The organism is Roseivirga sp. AWQ4_251, from assembly GCF_056158225.1.
Genome location: NZ_JBSWSW010000001.1, coordinates 2,915,917 through 2,939,931, shown reverse-complemented (window position 1 = coordinate 2,939,931; position 24,015 = coordinate 2,915,917). Strand labels below are relative to the sequence as shown.

Below are 24,015 nucleotides of genomic sequence, written 5' to 3'. Positions count from 1 at the left end.
ATCAATTTTTTAGTTAATCGAAATTTCTTCTGTTGGGTAGCGGTATTTTAAGGATTTCACCTTGTTTAAAACCGCAATTAAAATGGTTAACATGCTTACTCTACCTATAAACATAGTAGCAATGATAACGAGTTTACTGGCCGGGGTTAAAATGGAAGTAATTCCTAAACTCAGCCCCGATGTGCTGTATGCTGAAAAACATTCAAAGGCAATTGGCATTAAAGGAATGTTCTTCTCAAAATATGATATAAAGAAAACGGAGAGTCCAATAACCACCAGCGACAATGATATAATGGCGAAGGCGCGCCTTACTGATTGATCGCCAATTTCTCTTCTAAATACTTCAATTCTATCTTTTCCTCGAGCCAAACTCAAGTAATTGAGCGTAGCAATGGCAATTGTACTGGTTTTAATACCACCTCCGGTTGATCCTGGCGAAGCACCAATCCACATCAGCAGAATTACCAGCATTACGGTTGGGAATTCCATGGCAGAAGTGTCAATAGAGTTGAAACCTGCGGTTCTAGGAGTGGCAGCACCAAAAAAAGCAGTCACAATTTTGCCAAAGAATCCATGTTCTTGCAGGGTGTTGTTGTACTCAAAGAACATGAAGAAAATGGTTGAAATCACTAATAAAATAGAAGTAGTGATAAGCACAATGCGTGTGTTGATGTTCACCACCCACGGCACGTGCAGTCCCTTCTTCTTACGACTTTTAGGCAACAAGCGATTTTTGAAAAGGTGCTTGAAGTACTTGAAAGAGTTGAACAGAATAGGGAAGCCCAAACCACCCACAATGAACAAACCTGAAACCAATAAATGCAATGGGTAATTAAATCGGAAACCTGTTTGATAAAGGCTATTGCTCAGGGTAGAAAATCCTGCATTACAAAAAGCCGAAATGGAATGGAAAATAGCAAAGAATGTTCTGTCGGTAGGTGACGGAATCAATTCTTTATCTAGGCTGGCAAAAATGGAAACCGCCCCAATCAATTCTATGATAAAAGTAAGCAGAATGATTTTCTTCAAGGTTCCGAATACGTCTGCAATTTTATCGGTATTGGTCATTTCTTTAAGCTGAAGCTGGTTTTCGTAGCTAGAGCCGCCTCTGAAGAAATAGCTGAAATAACTAGTGAATGTCATAATTCCCAAGCCACCAATTTGAATAAGAATCAGAATAATGGTTTGACCAAAAGTGGTGAAGTAAGTTCCCGTATCTACTACCGCGAGTCCTGTAACACAAACAGCACTGGTGGAAGTGAACAGCGCATTAAGAAACGAAATGCCTTCGTGAGTTGCCTTAGGAAGCATCAGCAAAAACGCTCCAAACAAAATGATTAGGGAAAAACTGAGTACAAAAAGCTGAGCTGGATTGAGGTACTGTCGCTTGAAGTTGATCTGAAGAGAAGAAAACTCTCTGATAAAAACCAGGAATAGCGTACTGTAAACAATGTTCCAATGTTTGAAAAAATAAATATCTAAATGGCCAGTAAGGTTGAACAAAACCAAAATTACCAAGGCCAACATCAGTCCATCGAAAAGCCAGATTTTTGGTTTGGGGCGAAGTTTTTTGAACAGATAACGTAAAATCATCCCGATCATTCCGCCATAAAGTGCTACAACATAAACCACATTTAAAATGTGCTGGGCGCTATCCGTTTGGTCGAAACCGAAATCGTAAATGATGGTAAATACGCTAATCAAGCTTAGCAAAACAGGGATTTTAATAATCGTATGAACCTGTTTTTTCCAAGATTTCTGTTGGAAGTATCGCTTGAGCTTAAATTTGATCTTTTTTAAACGCATTTATTCTGCTCAGATATCTGTAGGCGAGTTTGAGTGATTTTCCTTTTCAGGGTAATCAACCAAAAGTTGGCTTTCTTGTTTGGTTCGGCCTTCTTTTGTGTTTTTTGCTCGCCAAAATTCTTACAAATATCTGCTTCCTAAATTGAAAGCAAAGAGATATTTCAAACGAATTGTGCGTGTGGCTCTTTTTGAGCCTCAAAGGCTATTTTTCAGACTGATATTCTGTTTTTTCTTCCCGTTTAGGAACAGGATCATAACCATGGCCTCCCCACGGATGGCAACGGCTGAAACGCTTAATGCCCAGCCAAGTGCCCTTAAAAGGTCCCCATTCCTGAATGGCTTGAACGGTATATGCAGAACATGTAGGAGTGTATCGGCAGCTTGCACCAAAAAGAGGGGAAATCGTATATTGATAAACTCGAATAAGGAAAATAAAAAATGCTGAGAATATCCGTTTCATAGATTTTAGCCTGCGCTAAGTTAATCCGATTTACTTAAAAAGGGTTCAAGAGTGCATTCAGAATTTGTTTTGAAGTGAAGTGTTTCAAAGGAAAATGAAAGTCTATAAAAAGACAACACGCAAGTTTTTTTGAAAGCTCAGAAATCTCTGTATATATTGAATAAGTACTTTTTAATGTTGAAAAATAAACTTCTTAAATGAAGTGTCTGATTTGGTTTTGCATAATGTTCGTTCTGGTTTCATGCTCAAATAAAAGTGAGAAAATAGAAAGCAAGTTAGCGTTGCTGGAAGGTGATTTCAGCGAACTTAAGGGAGCAAAACTTCTTTCGGATTCCATTGTTCTGGTTCTGAACTGGGAGGGTGAAATTTTAGAGAAGTTAAAGCTGGATTTTGAAACGAAAATAATTGAAGTAGATCAAAACTCTGAATTTCTCTATGCTATTGTGGAAGATGAAGACTTCACAAGGCTTTACCGGTATAAGTTGTAGTCAGGTAGTGGTTCGGAATTTGAATAATTATAGATCTATTCGCAGCCTTCATACCTCACTATTTTTATTTTTCAAATCGAGTTAATGAATTTTAACTCCATGGGTTAAAGATGGTTAAGAAAGCCAAAGGTCGTTAAACGGCTGTTTACCTTCGCTTTCCAAAAGGCCAATTACCAAAGCAACTTTAACTCAAAACCATGAATCCAACGCTTAAAAGAAACCTAAATAGTCTTATTGTTGAGTTGAGTCAGAGGTTCGGGAATGACATTGAAGAATTGGTCAGCGATTTTGATCAGGTGGAGCTCGTTGGTCGCTGTTCGTCCATTTCGGACATTTATCATACGCTTCAGTCATTAGAAATTGACCTTATATTGATGGATGCAAAGAGCGCGGTAACGGCCAATGCACCTGGTGTAAAACGAGATTTCCCTCACCTTCATATTATTCTCATAGGTCAGGAGGCTGAAACGGAATTAGAAGTGTTTTCTGATTTGATCTTTGATTTTCTGCCCTTGCCGCTTACCAAATTCAGGCTGAAATTGATTGTAGATCGGCTTTGCGAATACCTAAATCAGCAGCAAAGTTTGGCTTTTTATCATGGTCAAGAACAAAAGCCTTTTATTACCATTCAAGCCAAAGGAATTCAGCATAAGCTATTTCTTTCGAATATCTATTTGGTAGAAGCCAATGGCGAATACGTGAATTTCCACACTTTGGAAGGTAAGTTTATGACCCTTGGCGCTCTGAAAAAAGAAATCGACAGACTTGATTCCGATTTTGTTCAAGTACACCGATCATATATTGTCAACACTCAGTTTATAGTGGCTAAAACGCGAACTAAAATCAGGCTTGCGGGAAATAAGGTGATTCCGATTGGCATAACCTACCGTAATAAGCTTCCCCTTAAATAAGTTTGGGACTTATTTTAAAGTCTATTTGCTTCACAAATCAATCCTGATATTTCTGATAAGAACTGCTGTCAGCACAAACCCTAACTCTATTCAATAAGTCAACACTTCTAGAAAGTTTGTTAACAGGCTTTAACAGAAGTTTTTCATTCGTTGAAGTTTTCCGAAAGCTCATTGAATAGAGCCAGTAGCATAACAAGGGTCAGCCTAAGTTCGCATGTAATTCATACAAAAGAAGCGAACAATGAAGGTAAAGGGATGGGTTTTGGCCCTGTTTTTTGTGGTGTGCTGTTCATGCGAAAAGTCTGGCGATTTCGGTTTGGGGTTGGATATTCCCTTTTTCGATACTGCGGTGCTCGACACCTTTCAAGTTCATGCCACTACGTATGCGGTAGATTCTATAGTGACTTTGGGTCGAAACCGTCTTTTGGCAGGGCAGACCTCAAATGCCGATTTCGGAGATTTTGAGTTGGTAGCCTATTTCAAACTGGGAATTGGCGATCCGTTGTATTTCGGAGGAACTGTTCAGCAATATGATTCTGCGTTTTTGGTGCTCTATTTGGACGATTACGATTTTCAGACAGCAGACAAGCCCATCACTTTTGAACTTTACGAAATCAATGATGACTACAGCAGTGATAATAGCTACTTCGATTTTACAGAGCTTCAGCTCATGCCTTCCCCACTTGCTTCTTTTTCAATAAATCCTGAAGAAGCATTGGATAGTGTGGTGGTGAATATGAACGATTTAGGCGAACGCTTTTTCGATTTTGTTCAAGAACAAGTAAGCGTTTCCGAAACGGATGATTTTTTAGAGGATTTTGAAGGCTTAGCCATTCGACTGAAAGAAGGAGAGGGGATTGTGGGTTTCAAATCTGGAGTTTCTACTCAGAGCCCCTTTTTGAGAATGTACTATCATCAGGAACAAGAATATGTAGAATCAATCTTCTATGATTTTCCTCAGGCTCGGGCAGATATGGCTTACGACCATTTTTCTTTCGATAGAAGCCAAACTCCATTTCATCAACTCGCTCCTGATTCTCCTTTGGCTTCATCGGAAAATGGTGGTTTTTCGCTCATTCAAGGAGGAGCAGTGGCCGGAGTAGAGCTTGTTCTTCCTACAGTGAACAAATTGTATGAATATGGCAAAACTCATGTGGTGAATGCAGCAATCCTTAAAATTGAAGCTTTTCAGAATTCATATTTTCAGAAAGAAGAGCTTCCAGATTCTTTGGCGCTTTATATCATTGGCCCAGATGCCGTAATGGATGAGGCTATTTTTGGTTCCAGTGGCGGTATTCAGTCCGTTCAATATGCCAAGCTCAATTATGATGACGAGTTCAATGAGTACGCCTATTACGAATTCAGTTTTCTGGAATACACTTTGGCGGAATCCAGAACATATACTGGCTCGGATTTAAGAATTGTAATGGCGCTTCCTGCCACCACACTAGCAAATGATTTAAGAGGAGTAAAGCTGGCGGATTCTCGCAGCGAGTTACCGGGCATTAGCCTCAAAGTATACTTAACCAAATTGATTAATTGAATATGATGAATGTGTTGAAAACGACACCGTCTTTTTCCCTTGCCTTTTTATGGTATGTTTTGATGGGAATGTTGGTGCTGAGCAGTTGTGAAACTACGGGTGATGGAACACCAGAAGTGGGGAACTGGGTAGAGAAATCCGATTTTGAAGGCTCTATTCGGAATGGGGCCGTGGCCTTTTCTGTAAATGGGTTAGCATTTGTGGGTACTGGTTACAATGGAAAAGATAGGCTCAATGATTTTTGGCAGTATGACCCAGAGAAGGATGCTTGGAGAAGAGTGGCAGATTTTCCAGGAGCTGCCCGTAGTGGAGCGGTAGCGTTTGCTGTAAATGGAAAGGGCTATGTCGGTACTGGTTATGACGGACAAACCGAACTCTTCGACTTTTGGGAATACGACCCGATTTTCGATCAATGGAAGCAGATTAGTTCATTTCCTGGGCCAGAAAGACGAAATGCAATCGCGCTTTCAATCGGAGATGCTGGATATGTAGGTACTGGTTTTGATGGCGAAAATGACCTAAAGGATTTTTGGCAATACAATCCTTCAACGGATACTTGGGCGCAGAAAACGAGTGTGGGCGGTTCTAAAAGAATTGGAGCCTTCGGCTTCGTGGTTGATGGCAAGGGATATATTGGCGGAGGAGAACACAATGGTTCTTTCGAGAACGATCTCTGGTATTACGATCCAGAAACGGACAACTGGACAGAAATGAGTGAACTTGATGATGATGATTCTGGAGATGCCAGTGTTCTACGTTCTTATGCTTCCACCTTCGTGCTCAACGGCAAGGCCTATCTCACGTTGGGCTTAGGCAGTGCAGGTACTTTAGCAGATACTTGGGAATATAATCCTACTTCGGATGCCTGGACAGAATTGACAAGCTTTGAAGGAAGGGCTCGGTATTCAGCGGTTCATTTTCAAATTGATGAAATGGGTTATATAGTTACGGGCATCAATGGTAGCTCCCGTTTTGACGATATATGGCTTTTCAATCCATTGGACTCTTATAGTTCTGAGGATTAATCGAATTAATTCTTTGTATTTTAGTTCTGTACATTCAAGTTGCCTCGGCAGCACAAAGCCCTTTTTTTAAGGGCTTTGTTTTTTAATAAATTTCTCCTTTATATAAGTACAAAGCAATAAAGAGTTATGTGATGTGAAAAACTGGGGTTTTAGCTCATAAGAAGAACTTTCTAAGTATATAGTATAACTCTTTTGTCATACTTTTTTAAATAAAAGAGGTCTTTGCCCAGTCATTTTTTTCTGAGTATATTTTTTATTCATATTGAAAATCATCAATTCCGTAAATTTCAATCGTTGCTTTTTAAACTGTTGCTGTAGCATGGCCCCAAAAATAAAATCATCACTCGCTAAAAGGAATTTTTGTTGAATAAGCTCAAGCTAAAACGATGGTGCAAAGTGGCTCTTCAAGTACTGTTAGCTGCTTTTGCTATCCGTTTTGTACTGAAAGAAATAGATTACAAAGAAATCGGAAATGCCTTGAAGGAGGTCAACTGGTTGTGGCTTATAACCGCATTTTTCATCTTTAATTTCTCCAAAATACTTAGTGCTTTTAGGTTGAATCATTTTTTCAGAGCATCGGCTTAATATTGAGCTTATCAAAGATCTTTAGCCTTCAAGTAAACTATGAGCACCTGTTAAACAACAAGATGATAAGTAAGGTAATCAAAGGAATAAAAAGGAAAACTCATAATCCGATAAGCCATATCGAGGCAAGAGGTTCAATTCTAAACGCAGAAGGAGCAATTGATTTGGTCTCGAATATTTTGTCAGTGAAAAGATGCCCTGATAATGACAACTAAAGGTAGGATACTTAAATGAAGCATTGAGATCACATTGGCGATCTTGAAACTGATCGTATCTTTTCTCACATCTTTTCTTCTGAAAAATTTCAGTGCACTGTCTTGATTCCAAAAATAATAAAAGCTTAGAACTGTAAAAGCAAGGTATATAATGCTCCAGAGGGGTCTGTTTTTTTCAATGTCAGTTAGACCGATTAGCAGTATCATGTTGAGTAAGCTCAAAAATGCAGGCGCAATTGATGAATGTGAATAGACTGCGTTGAAAGTAGGTCTGTCTGAATTGATGTAAAAGGGTTTAATTAGAAACCATGTATTGATATGTATAGCAGAAAAGTAATCTACGGTAAAATCTTTTAGCATAAACAAAAATAGCACAACCTTTCGATTGTGCTATGTGTGGGCCCACCTGGGCTCGAACCAGGGACTTTCTGATTATGAGTCAGATACTCTAACCAACTGAGTTATAGGCCCTAAGGGAGTTTGTGGTTTTGGATTCAACGTTTCAAGTTTGTCAAAAACTATGAACTATTAATTTTGAACCAAAGCTCCTTTGAAAATTGGAGTGCAATGTTACATATTTGTCTTTAATTAAACAACAATCTATGGCTCCCGATCTTTCAAAAATCAAAGCAATTATTTTCGACCTTGGTGGTGTAATCATAAATTTGGATGAATCTGCCACTTTAAAAGCTTTTGCTGAACTTTCGGGAAAGTCGGTAGATGAGATTAAACTGCTTTCTAAAACAGCAGATTTTTTCAAGAAATACGAAATAGGTGAAATTGATGACCCAACTTTCAGAGCACACTTGAGAGAGGGTTTGGGAGTAAATGCCGAAGATAATGACTTGGATGGCGCTTGGAATGCCATGCTAGGGCAAATTCCAGTGCAGCGATTGCAGAAATTGGAACAGCTATCTAAAAAATATCAATTGTATGTCATGAGTAATACAAATGATATTCATGCTCGTTTTTTCCTGAGACTGGCCAGTTTGGTGTCTCCACACAAAGCATTTCATGATTATTTCACCCAAGTGTATTTTTCTCAAGAATTGGGAGAAAGAAAACCTAATCCAGGAGCTTGGCAGCCTATTTTAAACGATCACCAGCTTACTGCTTCTGAGGTGCTTTTCATCGATGATAAGCTGGAAAACATTGAGGCTGCCATGAAATTGGGTATGAATGGTTATCATAATATCACGCCCGATGATTGGGTGAATGCAATCAGTTAAGCTTCCGCTCTGTAGGCTTCAATGCCACCAATTACATTGCGTACGTTAATAAAACCTTGAGATTGCAAGTATTTTTGTGCACGGCCAGCCCTTGCGCCTGATTTACAATGAATAATTAATTCTTCGGATTTTAGGTGTTCAATTTCTTCCAAATGCTGGGGAAGTTCGCCTAGCGGAATAAGTTTTGCACCAATATTATCTTCATCATATTCCCATTCTTCGCGTACATCAAGTACAAAAAGATCAGGATTCTCATTAAGTCTTTCTTTCAGCTCTTTTGCGGTAATATCTGCCATTTCTAATAGTTTAAAATGAGCCGTTTTGTGTAAAACTTTCCCTCCTTAACAACTCGCAGCAAATATATACCTTTTTGATTTTGGCTGAAATCAACTTTCCAACCATCTGAAATAGATTCTGCGGAAAATACAGCCTGTTGCCCCCAACTATCGAAGAGTTGTATGCTCTCCACTTCGCCTTGAATCACAAACTGACCTTGACTTGGATTGGGAAATACATCGATTCTAGCTTCTCCCTGTTGTTCTGGAGGAGTGTAATTGGCGGCAATTTCTTTATCGAATCTAGGGCGCATCAGTAAACTGCCTTTCACGGTTTCGTTTTGTTGCCAACTGCCATCTACGTTGAAGAACATTTCCTGTCCTAAGTCTTGGTTTTTATCCAAGCCAACTGCCAGAAATTCATTGGTTGCTTGTTGAAAACCTATATAGAAAGTGCCTTCTACAAAAACTGGATTCTCCAATTCGTAAGCGAATGTTGCTCCGATTTCAGGGGGAGAAACCACACTGTATGAAGCCTGAAAAAGGGTGTCTTCCACTTGCCCGTTCAATTCTATATCTTTCCAGACGGTTAATTCAATGGGTTGTCCGGCTTGAGTAGTGAAAGGGAAATTAATGTCAATATGCGTTAATAAAGCTCTTTCTTCAGCATAAAATCGATAAGCCAATTTACCCCCGCTTTGATTTATACCTGCTGCGAAATCAGGATCTCCATCATCATAAGCGAAAAAATCATCAATCTTAGTGGTTACTTTAACCGTGTCGTTCAGTCGATAATCAATCTGATAGCTGAAAGTGGTGTCGTTTGTTGACGAAACACCTTCAATAAAATAATTGTCTCCCGATTTGATGTAGTACGTGGTTTCTAACCAAAGTGAATCAGCTTCCTCATCTAAATTTTCAGTACTCAGGGCAGGTGAAGTGAAAACTCTTCTGTCGAATGGACCTGGTGGAGGATTTGCTACGGTTTCATCATTTAGTACGGCCACTTGGGTTTCAGTGCCTAAATCTTTTACAATAGTGGTAAACTGAATAGGCTGAAAAAAGTCGTTTAAGTTTACGAATTCAGTTTCAGTTTCAGCTAAATACTTTGAAGAATTTGCCCAAAACTGTTCCGTTGGCATAGCGGAATATGGACTTGTCAGAAAGGACGGTCTTTTAGTAAGGGCTCTGTCCAAATAAGCAATGTCATTTTCGTATCGGCTGTCATTCAAATAAATGTAGTCCACCAACCACGTGTCGAAAGCACCGGCCAGCCGCGAATAAGATTTGAATCGAAATTGAAAATCTTCATAGAAAAAGCTTGAAGAAACTTTTAGAAGCACTTGATGGAAAGTCTCTGTTTGTTGTTCTATTCCTCCCAATTGCTGCCATACGCTCTGCCATGTGCCATCGGGTTTTTTAAATTGAACTGTCAGAGAATCTTGACTGTCGGGCAGTTCTCCATTGCCAGTGGCTTGCCAAAAGAAGCTTAAATACACAGAATCCACTTGATCTAAAGCTAAAGTGCTTAAGTCTATACGGGCAGAAACCAAACTATCGGTAGCGCCATTCAGCAAACTTGTTGGGTTGTATGGACGGCCATTGACATCTACGCCATCAAAAACAGCGACATTTAGGCTCGGGGCAGCAATGCCAATGGAACTGCTAATTCGAACGTTATCTCCTGAAGCCCAAAGGTTAGCATCTGGAACGCGCTTAGAAGTAGAGAAGTCATCCCAGAAAGGCAAAGTTAAACTGGCCTGTTCCGCATTTTTCCCTGCTACCTGAGATTGAATGCTTCGGATACTTTTCTTTTTGTAAGGCAGCGGCCGCTCAGAAATCTGTGCCATAGCACTTACGGCCAGACACATGAATGGTATGAACAACAGCTTCCTTAACATGTTATCTCATTTTTAAATCAGCTGGAGTCTCATTGAGCATTTCTTCGTTTTGGTTTGGATCATCCCCATTAATCCATATTTCGATTAAAGCTCCTGTTTGGATTTCAACACCTGCTGGAGGCAACTGCTTATAAACCGTATTATAAAGTGCCGAATCCACCTTAATGAAATTAATTACATCCAATTTTAAGTTCGAAGCTTGAATTTGGAATTTTACTTCATCTAAAGTTTTGCCCAAGAAGTTTGGTGCAGCAAAACGCTGAACTCCTTCTCCGTCTCCAATGATTAAGTCTACGGTAGAACCTTTGAAAACTGAAGATCCCGCTTCAATGTCTTTCCCTTCAATTTTTTGTGCTAAAACGGCATTGTTGGCAGGGTTTGGCTCGTAAGTGATCTCTCCCAGTTTCAAGCCATTGGAATTGAGAATATCTTCCGCATTTTCAACATTGGTATTGATCAGGTTGGGCATATTGATTTTGGGAGGAACCATAGCATTCAGCGAAAGGTATATTTTTCTGTCTTCTTTCACTTTTGAACCCGCCTTGGGGTTTTGAGAAAGAATGGTCAAAGGGGCGTATTGCTCAGAATAACCGGAGTCCTCAATGATTTCATAACGAAGGTCTCTTTGAGTAATAAACTCATCAATATCGTCAAATGACATGCCTACCATTTCGGGCACTGTTATAGTTTCGTTATGGTTGGTTGAAGAAGGTAAGTAGATATAGAAAAAGAAGAGCACGGCTATTAAACCGATGCCAATCATAATGAGTAAATTTTTAAGAAATGATTTAAAAGTAAAGCGTTTATCACTCATAGTTTTTATATCGGTTGAAGCAATCGGAGCCTGCTAGTTAAAAGTCCGGTGACAAAGATAATCATTTAAGAAAACGGTCAAATGATTAATAATTGCATTTGTGATTTATGGTTTTTTGCAATAAAACTACGGGATGAATATAAAGTTTGAACCAGCAATTTAAATACAACGAAAAGTCAGTGGAATGTGTCTAATCCTTCGTAAACCAAACTACTTTACCATGAAATTTCCACGCTTATTTTCTGCCGTTTTAGGCTGTTCAGTTTTGCTCTTATTCACTCAATGTAGGAATGACGATGGAATTGATGTGCGATGCGGAAATGGTGGTGCGGTTGTACATTCTGTTACTGATGCTGAAGGAACGGTTTCTTATAACGAAGATTTAGATAGTTTCTTAGTCCATTACCATGTTTCAGGAACTGTAGACGAAGTTTGGACAGGCGTAATTTGCCCTAATGTTTTATCCTCGTTTGCCGTGGCCGATGGAATGTACATTCGTTATTCTGGCAACTTTAAAGACGATAATGGTGATCTGTCGGCTTATCAAGTTATGGGAGGTCAGACCGTATATTACTTAGAGCTTACAAAGGCTGAGCAATTAGAAATTGAATAGTCTTTGTATGATGTAAGTTTTTGAATTTCAAGAGTTTTAAGTCTAAAACTCCTGAAACAAGTGTTTTGAACTTATGCTCAATTAGGCATTGTCTTTCAGCCTATCCTTAAACATATTTCTTAGCTTTTTGACCTTAGGATCAATTACAGCTTGGCAATAAGGCTGACTTTCATTTTGATTATAGTAGTTCTGATGATAGTCTTCTGCCGGATAATACGCTTGTAAAGCGCTAATTTCCGTAACTACGGGATCGCTGAAATATGCTTTCATTTCAGCTTTTACTTCTTCTGCAATTTTTTGCTCTTCTTCATCTCTAAAGAATATTACCGACCTGTATTGTGTGCCAGTATCATACCCTTGCCTGTTTAGCGTGGTAGGGTCGTGGGTAGAAAAGAAGATTCGAAGCAGGTCAGCGTAAGTCAATTCTTCAGGATTGTAAGTGACCTTGATCACTTCCGCATGACCTGTTCTGCCGGTGCAAACTTCTTTGTAAGTTGGGTTTTTTATCGCACCTCCGGAATAGCCTGATTCTACTTTAATTACGCCTTTTATGCGTTGGAAAACGGCTTCAGTACACCAAAAGCATCCACCTCCAAAAACTGCGGTTGCTTCTGTTTTATCTTCTTCGATTAGTTTCATTGAAGCCGAGTTGATGCAGTATCTTAATCCGCTTGGCTCGGGACCATCAGGGAAAACATGGCCTTGGTGAGCATCGCAGGTATTGCACATGACTTCGACCCGAACCATGCCGTAACTTGTATCTTTTTCGTACTTGATGGCATTTTCTTTTACAGGTTGTGTAAAACTTGGCCACCCTGTTCCAGATTCAAACTTTACTCTTGAATCAAACAGAGGTGTGCCGCAACAAACACAACCATAAAGTCCTGGTTCGTGCCTTTCGCAGAATTCTCCGGTTCCCGCTCTTTCCGTGCCTTTTAATCTGGCAATTTGAAATTGTTCTGGGGTTAGAATGGATTTCCATTCTTCGTTTGTTTTTTCTACTCTTTTGTCAGGAGCAGGAGTGCCGTTGTTGGCAAATTTGATTACATCAATCCAAGTAAGCATATATCCATTTTGATTCGCAGGTAGAACAACAATCTCTACCCCGAGGTTTCAATATAGCTTAATAGTTCTTTTTAATGCGAAAAACTGAGATTTCGCTTTTTAATTTTCGCTTGTGGCTAGTTTTAGAAAAGAGAAATTGAAAAGAAAGTAAGGTTTTGTCTTTAATGGAATCGACTCTTCAATCTCTTCAAGAATAATGCTCTTATTCATCTTCACCCAATTTCTAAAGTGATCAGGTTGGGCATCGTGAGTAGATAAATATTTCAAGAATGGTTCTAAAATAAATTGTTTGGAAGCAATGCCAGCATTGGCTAAAACGGCATCGAGCGCGTTGCAGGCTTGCTCATATTGTTTTTCAACAGGAACCATCATTACAGGTTTCCCCAAGTACATCGCTTCGCAAATGGATTCAAAGCCAGCTGTAGAAACATAACCTAGGCAACCTTCCATATAGGAAAGGAATTTCTGATCATTGATATGGTGAAAGGTTAGGTTTCGCCATGGCGACCATTCATCTTTTTCGTCTTTGTTATCCCAAAAACAGTGAATCTTGATTTTTTTGTTTTTTTCGTGCCATTTCATCAGCTCATAAGCATAGCCTTGATTTACCACATACGCGAGTATATAACCTTCATTTTCTGGTTGAAGCTCAAATATTTCTTCTCGAAGTAGAGGAGGAGCAATCGCCAAATCTTGATCAGGATTATGAAGGTTTCTGAAGGAAAGAGCAATTTTTTTGTGCGCTCCCAGAGAAGAGAGCCAGTTGGTGATTTTGAAGCACTTTTTTTGGATCGGAAAGCCTTCGGCAAAAGGAAAAGCTTCGTGTTGAGCTAAATATTGATGAGCAATACAGATTCTTTTCGCAGGCGGGTTGAATAGCGCGAAGTAGCAACCTGTAAGGATGTCGTAGAAATTGATGATTACATCGGGCTTTTCTTTTTTAACTATGGAATTGATATGACGAAGTTCCAATCCAAATTTGACTATCCCGAAAAGGTTGAAAGTAATGGTCTTCCAAAGGTTGATCGACTTTTTGCCTTTATCATAGTAAAAATTAGGGCTAGCAAAGGTATGTACGGGTGCTTGAGCCTTCTTTTTAAAGAATGGAGCAACCTCGCGTCTATCGCTGGTTCCAATTAATATGGCAGAAACTTGATGTCCTGCATCAATCAGGATCTGCTCTAAAGCCAAGGCCTGAGTCATGTGGCCGCGACCTTCTCCTTGAACCAAGAAAAGCACTTTCATATTAACCTACTTCTGTTTTCGCCTCTAATCCTCCCTTTTCAAAATAGCCTTGCAAGTTTATGGTTTCGGCTCTATTGGCTACCATTTCAGTCTTTTGGGTTTGCTCAGCTTTTTGGGTTTCAGTATAGTAAACCAAGCTCCACTCACCATTGTTATCTTCCACCAGAGCAGTCAAGGATTCTACCCAGTCTCCTGAATTGAGATAGGTTATGCCGTCAATTTCTTTCATGGCAGGTTGGTGAATGTGTCCGCAAATGATGCCATCACAATCTTTATATTTTGCCATAGCAGCTAGTTGCTGCTCGTAATCATCAATGTATTTTACGGCTTGCTTTACCTTGGCCTTTACGGCTTGGGAAAGTGAAAAATAAGGGAGCCCCTTCTTAAGTCTGCGGTAGTTGTATTGCCTGTTGAGCCAAAGCAAGAAGGTATAGCCTACGTCCCCCAACTTAGCTATCCATCTAAACTGACTGGTTACGGTGTCGAAAATATCTCCATGAACAATAAGGAATCTTTTGCCGAAGGATTCATAAATCATATCCCTTTCAATGGTCAGGTTTCCCATTCTGAAAGGAAGAATTTGATCTAAGAAGTCATCATGATTACCTCTGAGGTAGGTGACTTTTGTGCCGTCTTGCTCAATCATTTTAAGAAGACGCGTGAAAAAACGGGTATGCTTGCGTTTCCATTTTCCTGATTTCCTGAGCTGCCAACCATCTATGATGTCGCCATTCAGAATCAGGTTTTCACATTTGTACTGCTTTAAAAATCTGACAAGTTCTTTGGCTTTGGAACCTTTAGTCCCAAGGTGAACGTCAGAAATTACGATGGTTTTACAGGTATTCTTCACGGTGTAAGGGGGTATGATTCAATTAACAAATTGAATTTGATCCCACCATCAACCGGGGTTTACGAAATTAATATCTTAACGTAGGAAAACTTGTATTTTCTTAATATATGGATAACCTCATTCAGAGGGTTGTCAATTTTGATTGACTTTTTTATGGATATATTCAACCGCCTGACCTACGGTCTGAAGTTTCTCTGCATCATTGTCTGGAATTCGAATGCCAAATGTCTGCTCAAATTCCATTACGATCTCAGCATAGTCCAGCGAATCGATTCCTAAGTCTTTGATGAAATTGGCGTCCAAAGTAGCCTCAGTAGGAGCAATCCCTATTTTATCAATTAAAATTTCTGTGATTTTGTCTTGAATTTCGCGCATTGGCTGGTCTCTAAAAATGATTGGGGAAGATAGTCGATTTATCCAAAAATCTAAAACCTTAGTGTAAATTCGGTGCCTTCGTTCATTACGGACTTTACCGTAATACCGCCTCCATGTTTTCTCATAATTTGCTTCGATAAACTCAAACCAATTCCCGATCCCTGTTTTTTCGTGGTGAAGAAAGGAATGAAGATTTTGCTTAGCGCTTCTTCATCAATTCCGCAGCCATTATCTCTTATAGTTACAGTTGGGCGATTGTATTCGTTCACAAAACCTCGAACTATTATGTGTTTTTCGTCAGAATTTTCTTCAAGTGCGTGAATGGCATTCTGTAGAATGTTAATTAGCACTTGGTCAATCAATTCTTTATCAATATTGAACTGCAAGTCTTTAGGCTCTACTGAAATATTCAGTTTTACCCGTTTGGCTTCAAGTTCATGTCGAAGTAAAACCTTAACATGATCTAGCACCCTTGCCACGTTTTCTTGGCCGATGTGCGGCTGAGGAATTTTAGTCAGATTCCTAAAATCGCTAACAAAGCGAATCAAACCTTGGCTTCTTCTTTCAATAGTTTGAACCGCCAAGTAGATGTCTTCCAATTCTTCCTTTTCAATCGGAACATCATCATCAATATTGTCAACAAGATTATCCTTTACCGTAGCTGCTAAGGAAGAAAGAGGCGTTACAGAATTCATGATTTCGTGGGTTAAAACACGAATTAAATTCTGCCAAGCATCCATTTCCTTTTCTTCAAGTTCGCTTTGAATGTTCTGAACAGACACGAGTTTGAATTCTTCACCTCTGAGAACCAATTCGATTACGTAAATGGAAAGTTGAATTCTGGAGCCTTCTTGTGTGAATTCGATAAGGTCGCTGCCGCCTGTTTTTAGTTTAACCAATGATTCCACCAGTCGTGGACTCACTTTACTCAATTCAAAGATACTGGTGATGGTGTCAACGCCAATCAGCTTTTTGGCAGCGCTGTTTATGATTTGAATTTCTCCTTTTTTATTGAAGGTGATAAGTCCGATACCTACGTGCTGAACTATAGTTCTGAAGTAATGATAATTGGCTTCTTTATCAGCTCTAATTTCCCTGAATTTCCTCAGTACATTGTTGAATTCAGTATTGAGTTGATCTACCGAAGCAGACTGGCCCTTGGTAGGGTATGTTGTGGTGAAGTCGTCATATTTGATAGAACTCAGAAACGTAGCAATTTCGCGGTTTGTTTTTTCTAATGTTCTGATTAACAAGTAAATCTGTAGAATAATAGCCAGGCAAATGAAAAATAGATTTACTTGGTTTTGGGCCTCAAAAGCAACATAAGAAAGCAAAAAGATACTTCCGACTAACAGAAGCACCCTTGCAATAATGGCGAACCTTAAGTTTTTAAAGCCCATGTTTTTCTAATCTTCGATAGAGCGATGCTCTGGTAAGTCCTAATTCTTTGGCTGCTTTTGAAATGTTGCCAGAATGCTTATTGATGGCCTTTAGGATTACGTTTTTTTCTACTTCATCCAGATTGAAATTTTCAACAGCTTCATTCATAGTGTCTTGCTTCTGAACTAAGAAGAAGAAGTCGTCAGGCATAAGCATATTGCCTTCGCCCATAATAATAGCACGTTCTATAGCGTGTTGAAGCTCTCTAATATTTCCTGGCCAAGAATACTTCTGCAGCTTTTTGAAAGTTGAAGCCGCTACTTTCTTTCTCTCTTTTCTATACTTGTCGCAATACACTTTGACGAAGTGTTCAGTCAGGAGAATAATATCGTCCTGGCGATCTCTAAGTGGAGGAAGATGGATTTCCACGGTGTTGATTCTGTAGAGCAAATCTTGACGGAAGGTGTTATCCTGAACCATTTCGTAAAGAGGCATATTGGTAGCACAAATCAGCCGGATGTCAATCGGTACAGATTTGTTAGAGCCAATTCGGGTAACTTCTCTACGTTGAATGGCGGTTAAAAGCTTAGATTGAAGAGGAAGGCTTAAGTTTCCGATTTCATCAAGAAACAATGAACCTCCATTGGCTACTTCAAAGCGCCCTGTTCGATCTTCTTTAGCATCGGTAAAAGCTCCTTTTTTATGGCCGAATAACTCGCTTTCAAAAAGAGTTTCTGTAATGGCTCCCATATCTACGCCTACAAAAACGTTCTCTTTTCGCAGCGAACGTTGATGGAGCGCTCTAGCAACAAGTTCTTTTCCTGTTCCGTTTTCTCCTAAAATCAAAACGTTCGCATCAGTACCCGCAACTTTATCGATAATGGAGAAAACATTTTTCATGGCAGGGCTATCACCAATAATGTCTTTAAAGGGCTTGCTTAGCTCGTCTTCAAGTTGCTTTTTAGCACTTTTGAGCTTGTCTACTTCTTTATAGGATTGCTTCAGTTTTACTGCAGCGGAAAGGGTAGCAATCAACTTTTCGTTTTGCCAAGGCTTTAAAACGAAATCGGTGGCGCCTTCTTTCAATGCTTTTACGGCCATTTCTACATCACCAAAGGCGGTGATCAAAACGACTACGGCTGTTGGGTCGGCATCTAATATTTGCTCAAGCCAATAATAGCCTTCTTTTCCACTTGTAATGTCTTTACTGAAGTTCATGTCCAATAGAATGACATCATAGGTGCCGTTATTCATCAAGAATGGAATTTTCTTCGGATTCTTTTCGATGATAACTTCCTTGGCATGTTTCTTTAAAAGAAGCTTTGCTGCAATCAATACATCTTCGTCATCATCAATGATGAGTATTTTTCCTAATTGGTTTTCCACAGAATTTCAGTTTTAAGAACTTTTAATCTCTAGCCTATAATAGTGCCAAAGCAGAATATCAGGGCTTTAGGTCTAGTTTTTGTCATAAACTTGTCCATTTTCGATCAAAAAATGTAACGTATTCGGACACTATAAAGCTAGTAACAATTCTTGATTCTCCTAAGTGGATTAGTTTTTTAGAAAGCACACTCGCGATGAAACCTCTATTTGAAGGGAAGGGACTGAAGGCAATTTAAGGTTGTTTAGAGAGTTTTTGATAGCCGTTTAACCTAATTTTTATACCTATAATTAGGTATTGTGGCTTGTAAACAAGGAATTTATGTCGCTACACAAATTATTGGAACTTTCACTTTGTATAAGTGATTTATGTATTATATATTGCACACGTTGTTTTGAATTAATTAGACATTAATTCAGATATTTTGAGTTTTTGACCTTTGGGCTCGATTCTGACCAAATCGAGCCTTTTTTTATGCCTCAAGGTTAATGCTCCACAATTCTCTTCAAAAGACACTTTTTTATCTGTTTTCTGTTCTTCATGAGAGCGTGAATATCTACCTATTAAATCAATTAAAAGGAGACTTGAACGGAACGCTCTATGCCAGGGGTATAGTATTTTTGAATTTTTAACAAAACTGTTCATTTCCGATCAATTCTTGTTCTGTAAGTGTACACTTGCCAAACTTTAAGGAGTATAGTGTTTTGTCTAAAGTGTTGATAAATAGGTTTTTGTATTTGTGGCATCCTTGTTGAATAAAGCTGGCCGGAAAAGAAAACACCACTCAAAATGTCAATGGATAGAAAAATCAAGAAGAAAAAATGGACCGCTAAGCGAATTTTTACCGGCTTAGGAATTGCAGCAATTGTTTTCCTTATCAGCTATGTATTCTTTTTTGCGGATAATTCTTCCAAACTTAATGTCGAGCTAGACAAGATCAACGTAGCCGAGGTTACAGAAGGAGCTTTTCAGGAGTTCATACCGGTGGAGGGAACGGTCAACCCAAAAACCACAATATTTTTGGATGCCATTGTTGGCGGAAATGTAGAACAGAAATTTTTAGAAGGAGGGGTTGAGGTAGAAGAAGGAGACACAATTCTTAAGCTTGAGAATAACAATCTTCAAATGAGTTATATCAATGAACAAACTCAGACTAACCGTTTGAGAAATGACATTGAAAATACCAACCTTAGTCTTCAACAAAGATTGTTCGAATCGAAATCACAAATCATCAACCTTGACTTTGATATTGATCAAGCGAAAGATCTTTATGAAAGAAATCAAGTTCTTTATAAGGATAAAGTAATTTCTGAGCAGGAATATCTGAATTCTAAAAGAGCTTATGATAGACTTATGGCAAGAAGAGATAATGAAATCGAATCTGCCAAATTTGATTCAATAACCGCTGTTAACACCTTAAAGCAGAATAAAGAGCGTTTGGAGACTTCTAAAGAAAGTTTGGAAATTGTACAGAGTAATCTGAACAACCTTTGGGTTACTGCTAGAATTTCTGGCTTACTTTCTACCGTGAGCGTAGAAGTTGGACAAAATATTAACCCTGGTCAAACTATTGCTCAAATCGATGATTTAGATGGATTTAAAATCATCGCAAAAGTAGATCAGCATTATTTGCCAAGGGTTTACGAAGGCTTGAAAGGTAACTTCGACTTTAACGGCAACACTTACTCACTTACCATCAGAAAGAAATTCCCAGAAATTAATAATGGTCAATTTGATGTAGAAATGATTTTTGGTGATAACGTGCCAGAAGCAATCAGAAGAGGACAAACCATTTCAATCAGATTACAATTGAGCGAAGAAAGAGAAGCTGTTTTGATTCCAAGAGGAAGCTTCTTCCAAACTACGGGAGGTAACTGGATTTTTGTGGTCGATGAATCAGGTGACTTCGCAGTGAGAAGAAAGATCAGCATTGGTAATCAAAATACACGTCAATACGAAGTTTTGGAAGGTCTACGACCTGGAGAGAAGGTAATTACTTCATCTTATGACGGTTACGATGACAAAGACAAGCTTATTATCAAAAAATAGTTTAAATTAATTCACAACAACCTTTAACTTTTATTACAATGGAAAACAACAAGAAAATTATCACTACTAAAGGTCTGAAAAAGTTCTACTATACTGATGAAGTAGAAACTACAGCTTTGAGCAACGTAAACCTTGAAATCAAAGAAGGTGAATTCGTTGCTGTGATGGGGCCTTCAGGTTGTGGTAAGTCCACTCTTTTGAACATTATTGGTCTACTCGATAACCCATCTGAGGGAGAGTTTTATTTTTATGATGAAGAGGTCTCAAAATATTCTGAACGTCAAAGAGCTGAATTAAGAAAAAGAAACATTGGTTTCGTTTTCCAAAGCTTTAACCTTATCGATGAGCTTACTGTATTCGAAAACGTAGAACTTCCTTTGATCTACTTGAAATACCCAGCAGCAGATAGAAAGAAAAGAGTAGAAGAAGTGCTTGAGCAAATGCAAATTATGCACAGAAAAGATCACTTCCCTCAGCAACTTTCAGGTGGTCAGCAGCAAAGGGTAGCGGTTGCAAGAGCAGTAGTAGCTAAGCCGAACCTAATTTTGGCGGATGAGCCTACTGGTAACTTGGATTCAACCAATGGTCAGGAAGTAATGACGCTTTTAAGCCACTTGAACGAAAACGGAACCACCGTAATCATGGTAACTCACTCAGCTACCGATGCTGAATATGCGCATCGTGTAATCAACTTGTTTGATGGTCAGATTGTATCTGAAAACATCAATTCCAAGGAAAACTCTCTAGTTTAAAACTCACAATATCTTATAGAATTAAGTAGCTCCGTAGGCATGCGGAGCTACCTTTTAAACACGCTTTTTGGCAGTGCCTTGGATACGTATTGCCTTTTGGATAGAAAACGAAATCATGAAAAAAACAATTTATACGCTATTAATCGCGGTTTTATCCGTGGCTACGGTAAGTGCACAGCGTACGCTTACTTTAGAGGAATGTATAAATATTGCTTTAGAAAATAATTTGAGCATTAAGCAGGCGCGGAACAACGCAATAAGTGCTAAGGCCGGTTATACACAAAGTAAATTTAACTTTTTACCTTCTTTAAGTGCCGGTGCAAGTCACAACTGGAATGAAGGTTTGAACTTCGATACCAATTCTGGTCGATTGGTAAACACAACTACTTTGAGTGGTGGAGGTTCGGTAGGTGCTAGTATGAATATTTTTAATGGTTTTCAGAACCATTTAACCTTAGCTAGAAATAGATTTTTGTATGAAGCAAGTGAACAAACTGTTGAAAGCAATATTCAAATAACCGAAGCGAGTATAGTGTCTGCATTTCTTCAAGTAATTTCAACCAAGGAGAATTTGAAAATTGCTGAAGAAACGCTTGGTCTATTAAAAGAACAGCAAGAAAGGGAAGAGAAGCGGGAGAAAGCGGGAGTAGGTAATATGGAGCAGGTTTACAATTTCCGTTCTCAGGTGGCTCAACAACAGTTACAAGTAGTTACGCTACAGAATACACTTAGAAGTGGCAAATTGACATTGACTCAACTCCTTCTTTTGGATCCAAATGATCAATATGAATTTGTAGGCATCTCTCAAAGTGATAGTGATCTGGAGGCTGAAATAGATGCTTTCAATGACATCTATGAGAAGTCTATGGAGTATTCGCCTTCTGTAAAGTCTGCTGAATTGAGCTTGGAAGCTACTAAGAAATCATTCAAAATAACCCAGAATCTATGGATGCCTACTTTTTCGGTAAGTGCACGATATGGAACTAGCTGGTCTTCAAATGTAGTGAACGTTTTAGAAAGAGATGGTGAGGGAAATGCGCTAAGAACTGAAGTGATGGACCTTAATACCCAGTTCAAAAACAACAAGAGTAAGAGCGCTGGTTTCAATTTGAACATACCGCTATTCACGAATTTTAGAAACCGCACTCAAATGCAGCAGACAAAAATTCAGGTAATGAATGCTGAGCTGAATGTTCAGCAAGCCAAGAATACCTTGACGAATCAAGTACAACTGGCTTATTTGGACTTGGTAAACGCTAAAACGTCTTATGCTGCAGCTAAGGAAAGCTTACTGAATTTGAATACTTCTTTTGAGTTTTCGAAAAGTAAATACGATAATGGAACAATCGACTTTGTTACCTATTTGCAAAGCCTAAATGGAAAGAATAGGGGAGAGTTATTGCTGGTACAGGCGAAGTACACGATTCTTTTCAGAAAGCTAATTCTTGACATCTACACAGGGCAACTTGAATTAGGAAGCAACTAATCCATTTCGAAAATATCCAAACGATCGGGTTTGAACAGATAAACCCTTTTGTTTTCCATAAGAATAAAGGTGTAAGAGGGGTCAGGTAAACTGACCTCTTTTGTTTTTTCAGTGTATAGGTCGTAAAAGTTGATTTTGCCTTCATTAAGGAAAATCAATTCTGAGTTTTTGAATGAAAAATAAGAAACTCCTTTAAAGGGAAGTGTTTCCATATAGTTTCCTAGGTTATCGAAAACCAAGATTCCATTTTTTAAATCAGAAATAAAGAGAAGGTTTTGGTATTCTCTAAGAAATGAGAACTCGTAATTCTTTAAACCTAAAGTCAAGTTTAGGTTAGTTTCAATTAGCGTCTCATTATTATTTAGGTCTATTTTTTTTAAGAGTAAAGCTTGAGCATCGAGCAACCAAAGATTACTGTCAACAGAAAGTGTGGCCATGCTTGCATATGAAGCCAAATCGATATTTTCCAGATTATATCTTTCAGAGTTAGCCAAAAAACGATTGAGAAAAATATATTCTTGAAAATCTCGATAGAAAGCAAATACTTTCAATCCTTGCCAAGCCTCGATTAAGTTGGCAGTGCCTTTTTTGGTGGGAGAGAAGTGATTCAGCAGTTTTCCTTCCTTATCATATTGGTCTATAGAGCCATCAATGGAAGATGTATACAATTGACCTTTTCTGTCGATGGAAACACCAGCTATTGTTTTAGAATTTAAAGGAACAGACTTTAACTTTTTTAGCGATTGAGCATTTAGAGAAATTGCAAAACCCAATGACAATGCTGTTAGAAAGAGCTTAGCTTTCAAAAGTTTTAAGTAAAAAAGTTTCTCCATCGAATTCACCATAGGTGCAATAATTAATCCATTCTCCTAAGTTAACATATCGGCTATTCTCGCCAACTTTTAAGTCCAATGGTAAATGTCTGTGCCCAAAAATGTATAAATCTCGGTGTTGCTCTTTTTCTTTTTTATTGGCGTAGTTCCAGAGCCATTCATTTTCACCTAAAAAGGTCTGTTCTTTTTCATGGCCCTGAGCTCGACTTTTTCTTGACCAGAAATTAGCCAATCCAATCCCCAAATTGGGGTGAATCCGGTGGAAGCACCATTGAAAGAATGGATTTGTAAAGATTTTCTTCAGCCTCTTATAGCCTTTGTCGCCAGGGCCTAAACCATCGCCATGGCCAATAAGAAGGTCTTTTTTATTAATCTGAATGTTTATGGTTTTTTTGTAGACTTTGCAGTTCAGCTCCTTTTCTAAATAGCCGAACATCCATAAATCATGGTTGCCAGTGAAAATGACGAGCTCTATGCCCTTGTCGCTTAATTCAGCCAGTTTGCCGAGAAAACGAGAAAAGCCTCTTGGTGCAACAGTTTTATATTCAAACCAAAAATCAAATAGGTCACCTACCAAAAAAATGATTTGAGCGTCCTTCTCTATTTCATTCAACCATCTAACAATCTTTCTTTCCCTTTCTAGGCTTTTTTCGAATGTCGGAACTCCTAAATGGAAGTCGGAAGCGAAATAGGCTTTTTTGCCTGGAGCTAATTGAATGTTCATGTGGTTT

Annotated in this window: 23 protein-coding genes and 1 tRNA gene; 9 read left to right on the top strand and 15 right to left on the bottom strand. The window is 38.8% G+C overall.

The window, feature by feature from the left end:
* Positions 1-9 precede the first annotated feature (9 nt).
* Entirely contained in the window at positions 10-1,806 is a 1,797-nt protein-coding gene (locus ACXACJ_RS12860) for a TrkH family potassium uptake protein (protein WP_475134838.1), read from the bottom strand.
* A gap of 202 nt (positions 1,807-2,008) precedes the next feature.
* Complete coding sequence (yidD, locus tag ACXACJ_RS12855) at positions 2,009-2,266, bottom strand: membrane protein insertion efficiency factor YidD (protein ID WP_475134837.1); 258 nt, start codon at positions 2,264-2,266, stop codon at positions 2,009-2,011.
* A gap of 224 nt (positions 2,267-2,490) precedes the next feature.
* Between yidD and ACXACJ_RS12850 the strand changes: the two genes are divergently transcribed.
* The 4 genes from ACXACJ_RS12850 to ACXACJ_RS12835 all read left to right on the top strand — a co-directional run bounded on the left by ACXACJ_RS12850 (position 2,491) and on the right by ACXACJ_RS12835 (position 6,233).
* Positions 2,491-2,754, top strand: a complete 264-nt coding sequence (locus tag ACXACJ_RS12850; protein WP_475134836.1) for a hypothetical protein — start codon at positions 2,491-2,493, stop codon at positions 2,752-2,754.
* A gap of 197 nt (positions 2,755-2,951) precedes the next feature.
* On the top strand, positions 2,952-3,665 hold the full coding sequence (locus tag ACXACJ_RS12845; RefSeq protein WP_475134834.1) for a LytR/AlgR family response regulator transcription factor: 714 nt from the start codon (positions 2,952-2,954) through the stop codon (positions 3,663-3,665).
* A 241-nt stretch (positions 3,666-3,906) separates the two neighbouring features.
* Positions 3,907-5,208 (top strand): hypothetical protein, encoded by a 1,302-nt coding sequence (locus ACXACJ_RS12840; protein WP_475134833.1) that lies wholly within the window; start codon positions 3,907-3,909, stop codon positions 5,206-5,208.
* Positions 5,209-5,210: 2 nt separating this feature from the next.
* Complete coding sequence (locus tag ACXACJ_RS12835; protein WP_475134832.1) at positions 5,211-6,233, top strand: Kelch repeat-containing protein; 1,023 nt, start codon at positions 5,211-5,213, stop codon at positions 6,231-6,233.
* 414 nt (positions 6,234-6,647) lie between these two features.
* Here ACXACJ_RS12835 and ACXACJ_RS12830 read toward each other — a convergent pair whose 3' ends face one another.
* Positions 6,648-6,797 (bottom strand): hypothetical protein, encoded by a 150-nt coding sequence (locus ACXACJ_RS12830; protein WP_475134831.1) that lies wholly within the window; start codon positions 6,795-6,797, stop codon positions 6,648-6,650.
* 633 nt (positions 6,798-7,430) lie between these two features.
* Positions 7,431-7,504, bottom strand: a tRNA-Ile gene (locus tag ACXACJ_RS12825).
* 131 nt (positions 7,505-7,635) lie between these two features.
* Here ACXACJ_RS12825 and ACXACJ_RS12820 point away from each other — a divergent pair.
* The gene (locus ACXACJ_RS12820) at positions 7,636-8,262 is read left to right on the top strand and encodes an HAD family hydrolase (RefSeq protein ID WP_475134830.1); all 627 of its coding nucleotides are present in this window, start codon (positions 7,636-7,638) and stop codon (positions 8,260-8,262) included.
* On the opposite strand, the gene ACXACJ_RS12815 is transcribed toward ACXACJ_RS12820, so the two are convergent.
* Genes ACXACJ_RS12815 through ACXACJ_RS12805 form a run of 3 tightly spaced genes read right to left on the bottom strand, consistent with a single transcriptional unit; the run spans position 8,259 to position 11,252 of the window.
* Positions 8,259-8,558, bottom strand: a complete 300-nt coding sequence (locus ACXACJ_RS12815) for a rhodanese-like domain-containing protein (RefSeq protein WP_475134828.1) — start codon at positions 8,556-8,558, stop codon at positions 8,259-8,261. The two genes, ACXACJ_RS12820 and ACXACJ_RS12815, sit on opposite strands and share 4 nt — an antisense overlap.
* Positions 8,559-8,560: 2 nt before the next feature.
* On the bottom strand, positions 8,561-10,438 hold the full coding sequence (locus tag ACXACJ_RS12810; RefSeq protein WP_475134827.1) for a T9SS type A sorting domain-containing protein: 1,878 nt from the start codon (positions 10,436-10,438) through the stop codon (positions 8,561-8,563).
* A 1-nt stretch (position 10,439) separates the two neighbouring features.
* Positions 10,440-11,252 (bottom strand): PASTA domain-containing protein, encoded by an 813-nt coding sequence (locus ACXACJ_RS12805; protein ID WP_475134826.1) that lies wholly within the window; start codon positions 11,250-11,252, stop codon positions 10,440-10,442.
* Positions 11,253-11,472: 220 nt separating this feature from the next.
* Between ACXACJ_RS12805 and ACXACJ_RS12800 the strand changes: the two genes are divergently transcribed.
* Positions 11,473-11,865 (top strand): hypothetical protein, encoded by a 393-nt coding sequence (locus tag ACXACJ_RS12800; RefSeq protein ID WP_475134825.1) that lies wholly within the window; start codon positions 11,473-11,475, stop codon positions 11,863-11,865.
* Positions 11,866-11,946: 81 nt separating this feature from the next.
* Here ACXACJ_RS12800 and ACXACJ_RS12795 read toward each other — a convergent pair whose 3' ends face one another.
* From ACXACJ_RS12795 to ACXACJ_RS12770, 6 genes are all read right to left on the bottom strand, one after another.
* The gene (locus ACXACJ_RS12795; protein WP_475134824.1) at positions 11,947-12,930 is read right to left on the bottom strand and encodes a bifunctional methionine sulfoxide reductase B/A protein; all 984 of its coding nucleotides are present in this window, start codon (positions 12,928-12,930) and stop codon (positions 11,947-11,949) included.
* A 99-nt stretch (positions 12,931-13,029) separates the two neighbouring features.
* Positions 13,030-14,175, bottom strand: a complete 1,146-nt coding sequence (locus tag ACXACJ_RS12790; RefSeq protein ID WP_475134823.1) for a glycosyltransferase family protein — start codon at positions 14,173-14,175, stop codon at positions 13,030-13,032.
* A 1-nt stretch (position 14,176) separates the two neighbouring features.
* On the bottom strand, positions 14,177-15,025 hold the full coding sequence (locus ACXACJ_RS12785; RefSeq protein WP_475134822.1) for a UDP-2,3-diacylglucosamine diphosphatase: 849 nt from the start codon (positions 15,023-15,025) through the stop codon (positions 14,177-14,179).
* Positions 15,026-15,157: 132 nt separating this feature from the next.
* Entirely contained in the window at positions 15,158-15,400 is a 243-nt protein-coding gene (locus ACXACJ_RS12780; protein WP_475134821.1) for an acyl carrier protein, read from the bottom strand.
* A gap of 50 nt (positions 15,401-15,450) precedes the next feature.
* Complete coding sequence (locus ACXACJ_RS12775) at positions 15,451-16,800, bottom strand: sensor histidine kinase (RefSeq protein ID WP_475134819.1); 1,350 nt, start codon at positions 16,798-16,800, stop codon at positions 15,451-15,453.
* Complete coding sequence (locus ACXACJ_RS12770) at positions 16,790-18,166, bottom strand: sigma-54-dependent transcriptional regulator (RefSeq protein WP_475134818.1); 1,377 nt, start codon at positions 18,164-18,166, stop codon at positions 16,790-16,792. Before ACXACJ_RS12770 ends, ACXACJ_RS12775 begins: the two co-directional genes overlap by 11 nt.
* 793 nt (positions 18,167-18,959) lie before the next feature.
* On the opposite strand from ACXACJ_RS12770, the gene ACXACJ_RS12765 reads away from it, so the two are divergent.
* The 3 genes from ACXACJ_RS12765 (at position 18,960) to ACXACJ_RS12755 (ending at position 22,451) form a co-directional block, all read left to right on the top strand.
* A complete protein-coding gene (locus tag ACXACJ_RS12765; RefSeq protein ID WP_475134817.1) occupies positions 18,960-20,213 on the top strand; it encodes an efflux RND transporter periplasmic adaptor subunit in 1,254 nt (417 codons plus the stop codon).
* Positions 20,214-20,269: 56 nt separating this feature from the next.
* Positions 20,270-20,965 (top strand): ABC transporter ATP-binding protein, encoded by a 696-nt coding sequence (locus ACXACJ_RS12760; protein WP_475135089.1) that lies wholly within the window; start codon positions 20,270-20,272, stop codon positions 20,963-20,965.
* 115 nt (positions 20,966-21,080) lie between these two features.
* The gene (locus tag ACXACJ_RS12755; protein ID WP_475134815.1) at positions 21,081-22,451 is read left to right on the top strand and encodes a TolC family protein; all 1,371 of its coding nucleotides are present in this window, start codon (positions 21,081-21,083) and stop codon (positions 22,449-22,451) included.
* Here ACXACJ_RS12755 and ACXACJ_RS12750 read toward each other — a convergent pair.
* Positions 22,448-23,284, bottom strand: a complete 837-nt coding sequence (locus ACXACJ_RS12750; RefSeq protein WP_475134814.1) for a hypothetical protein — start codon at positions 23,282-23,284, stop codon at positions 22,448-22,450. The genes ACXACJ_RS12755 and ACXACJ_RS12750 overlap by 4 nt on opposite strands.
* Positions 23,247-24,008, bottom strand: a complete 762-nt coding sequence (locus ACXACJ_RS12745) for a UDP-2,3-diacylglucosamine diphosphatase (RefSeq protein ID WP_475134812.1) — start codon at positions 24,006-24,008, stop codon at positions 23,247-23,249. Before ACXACJ_RS12745 ends, ACXACJ_RS12750 begins: the two co-directional genes overlap by 38 nt.
* Between the last annotated feature and the right edge of the window lie 7 nt (positions 24,009-24,015).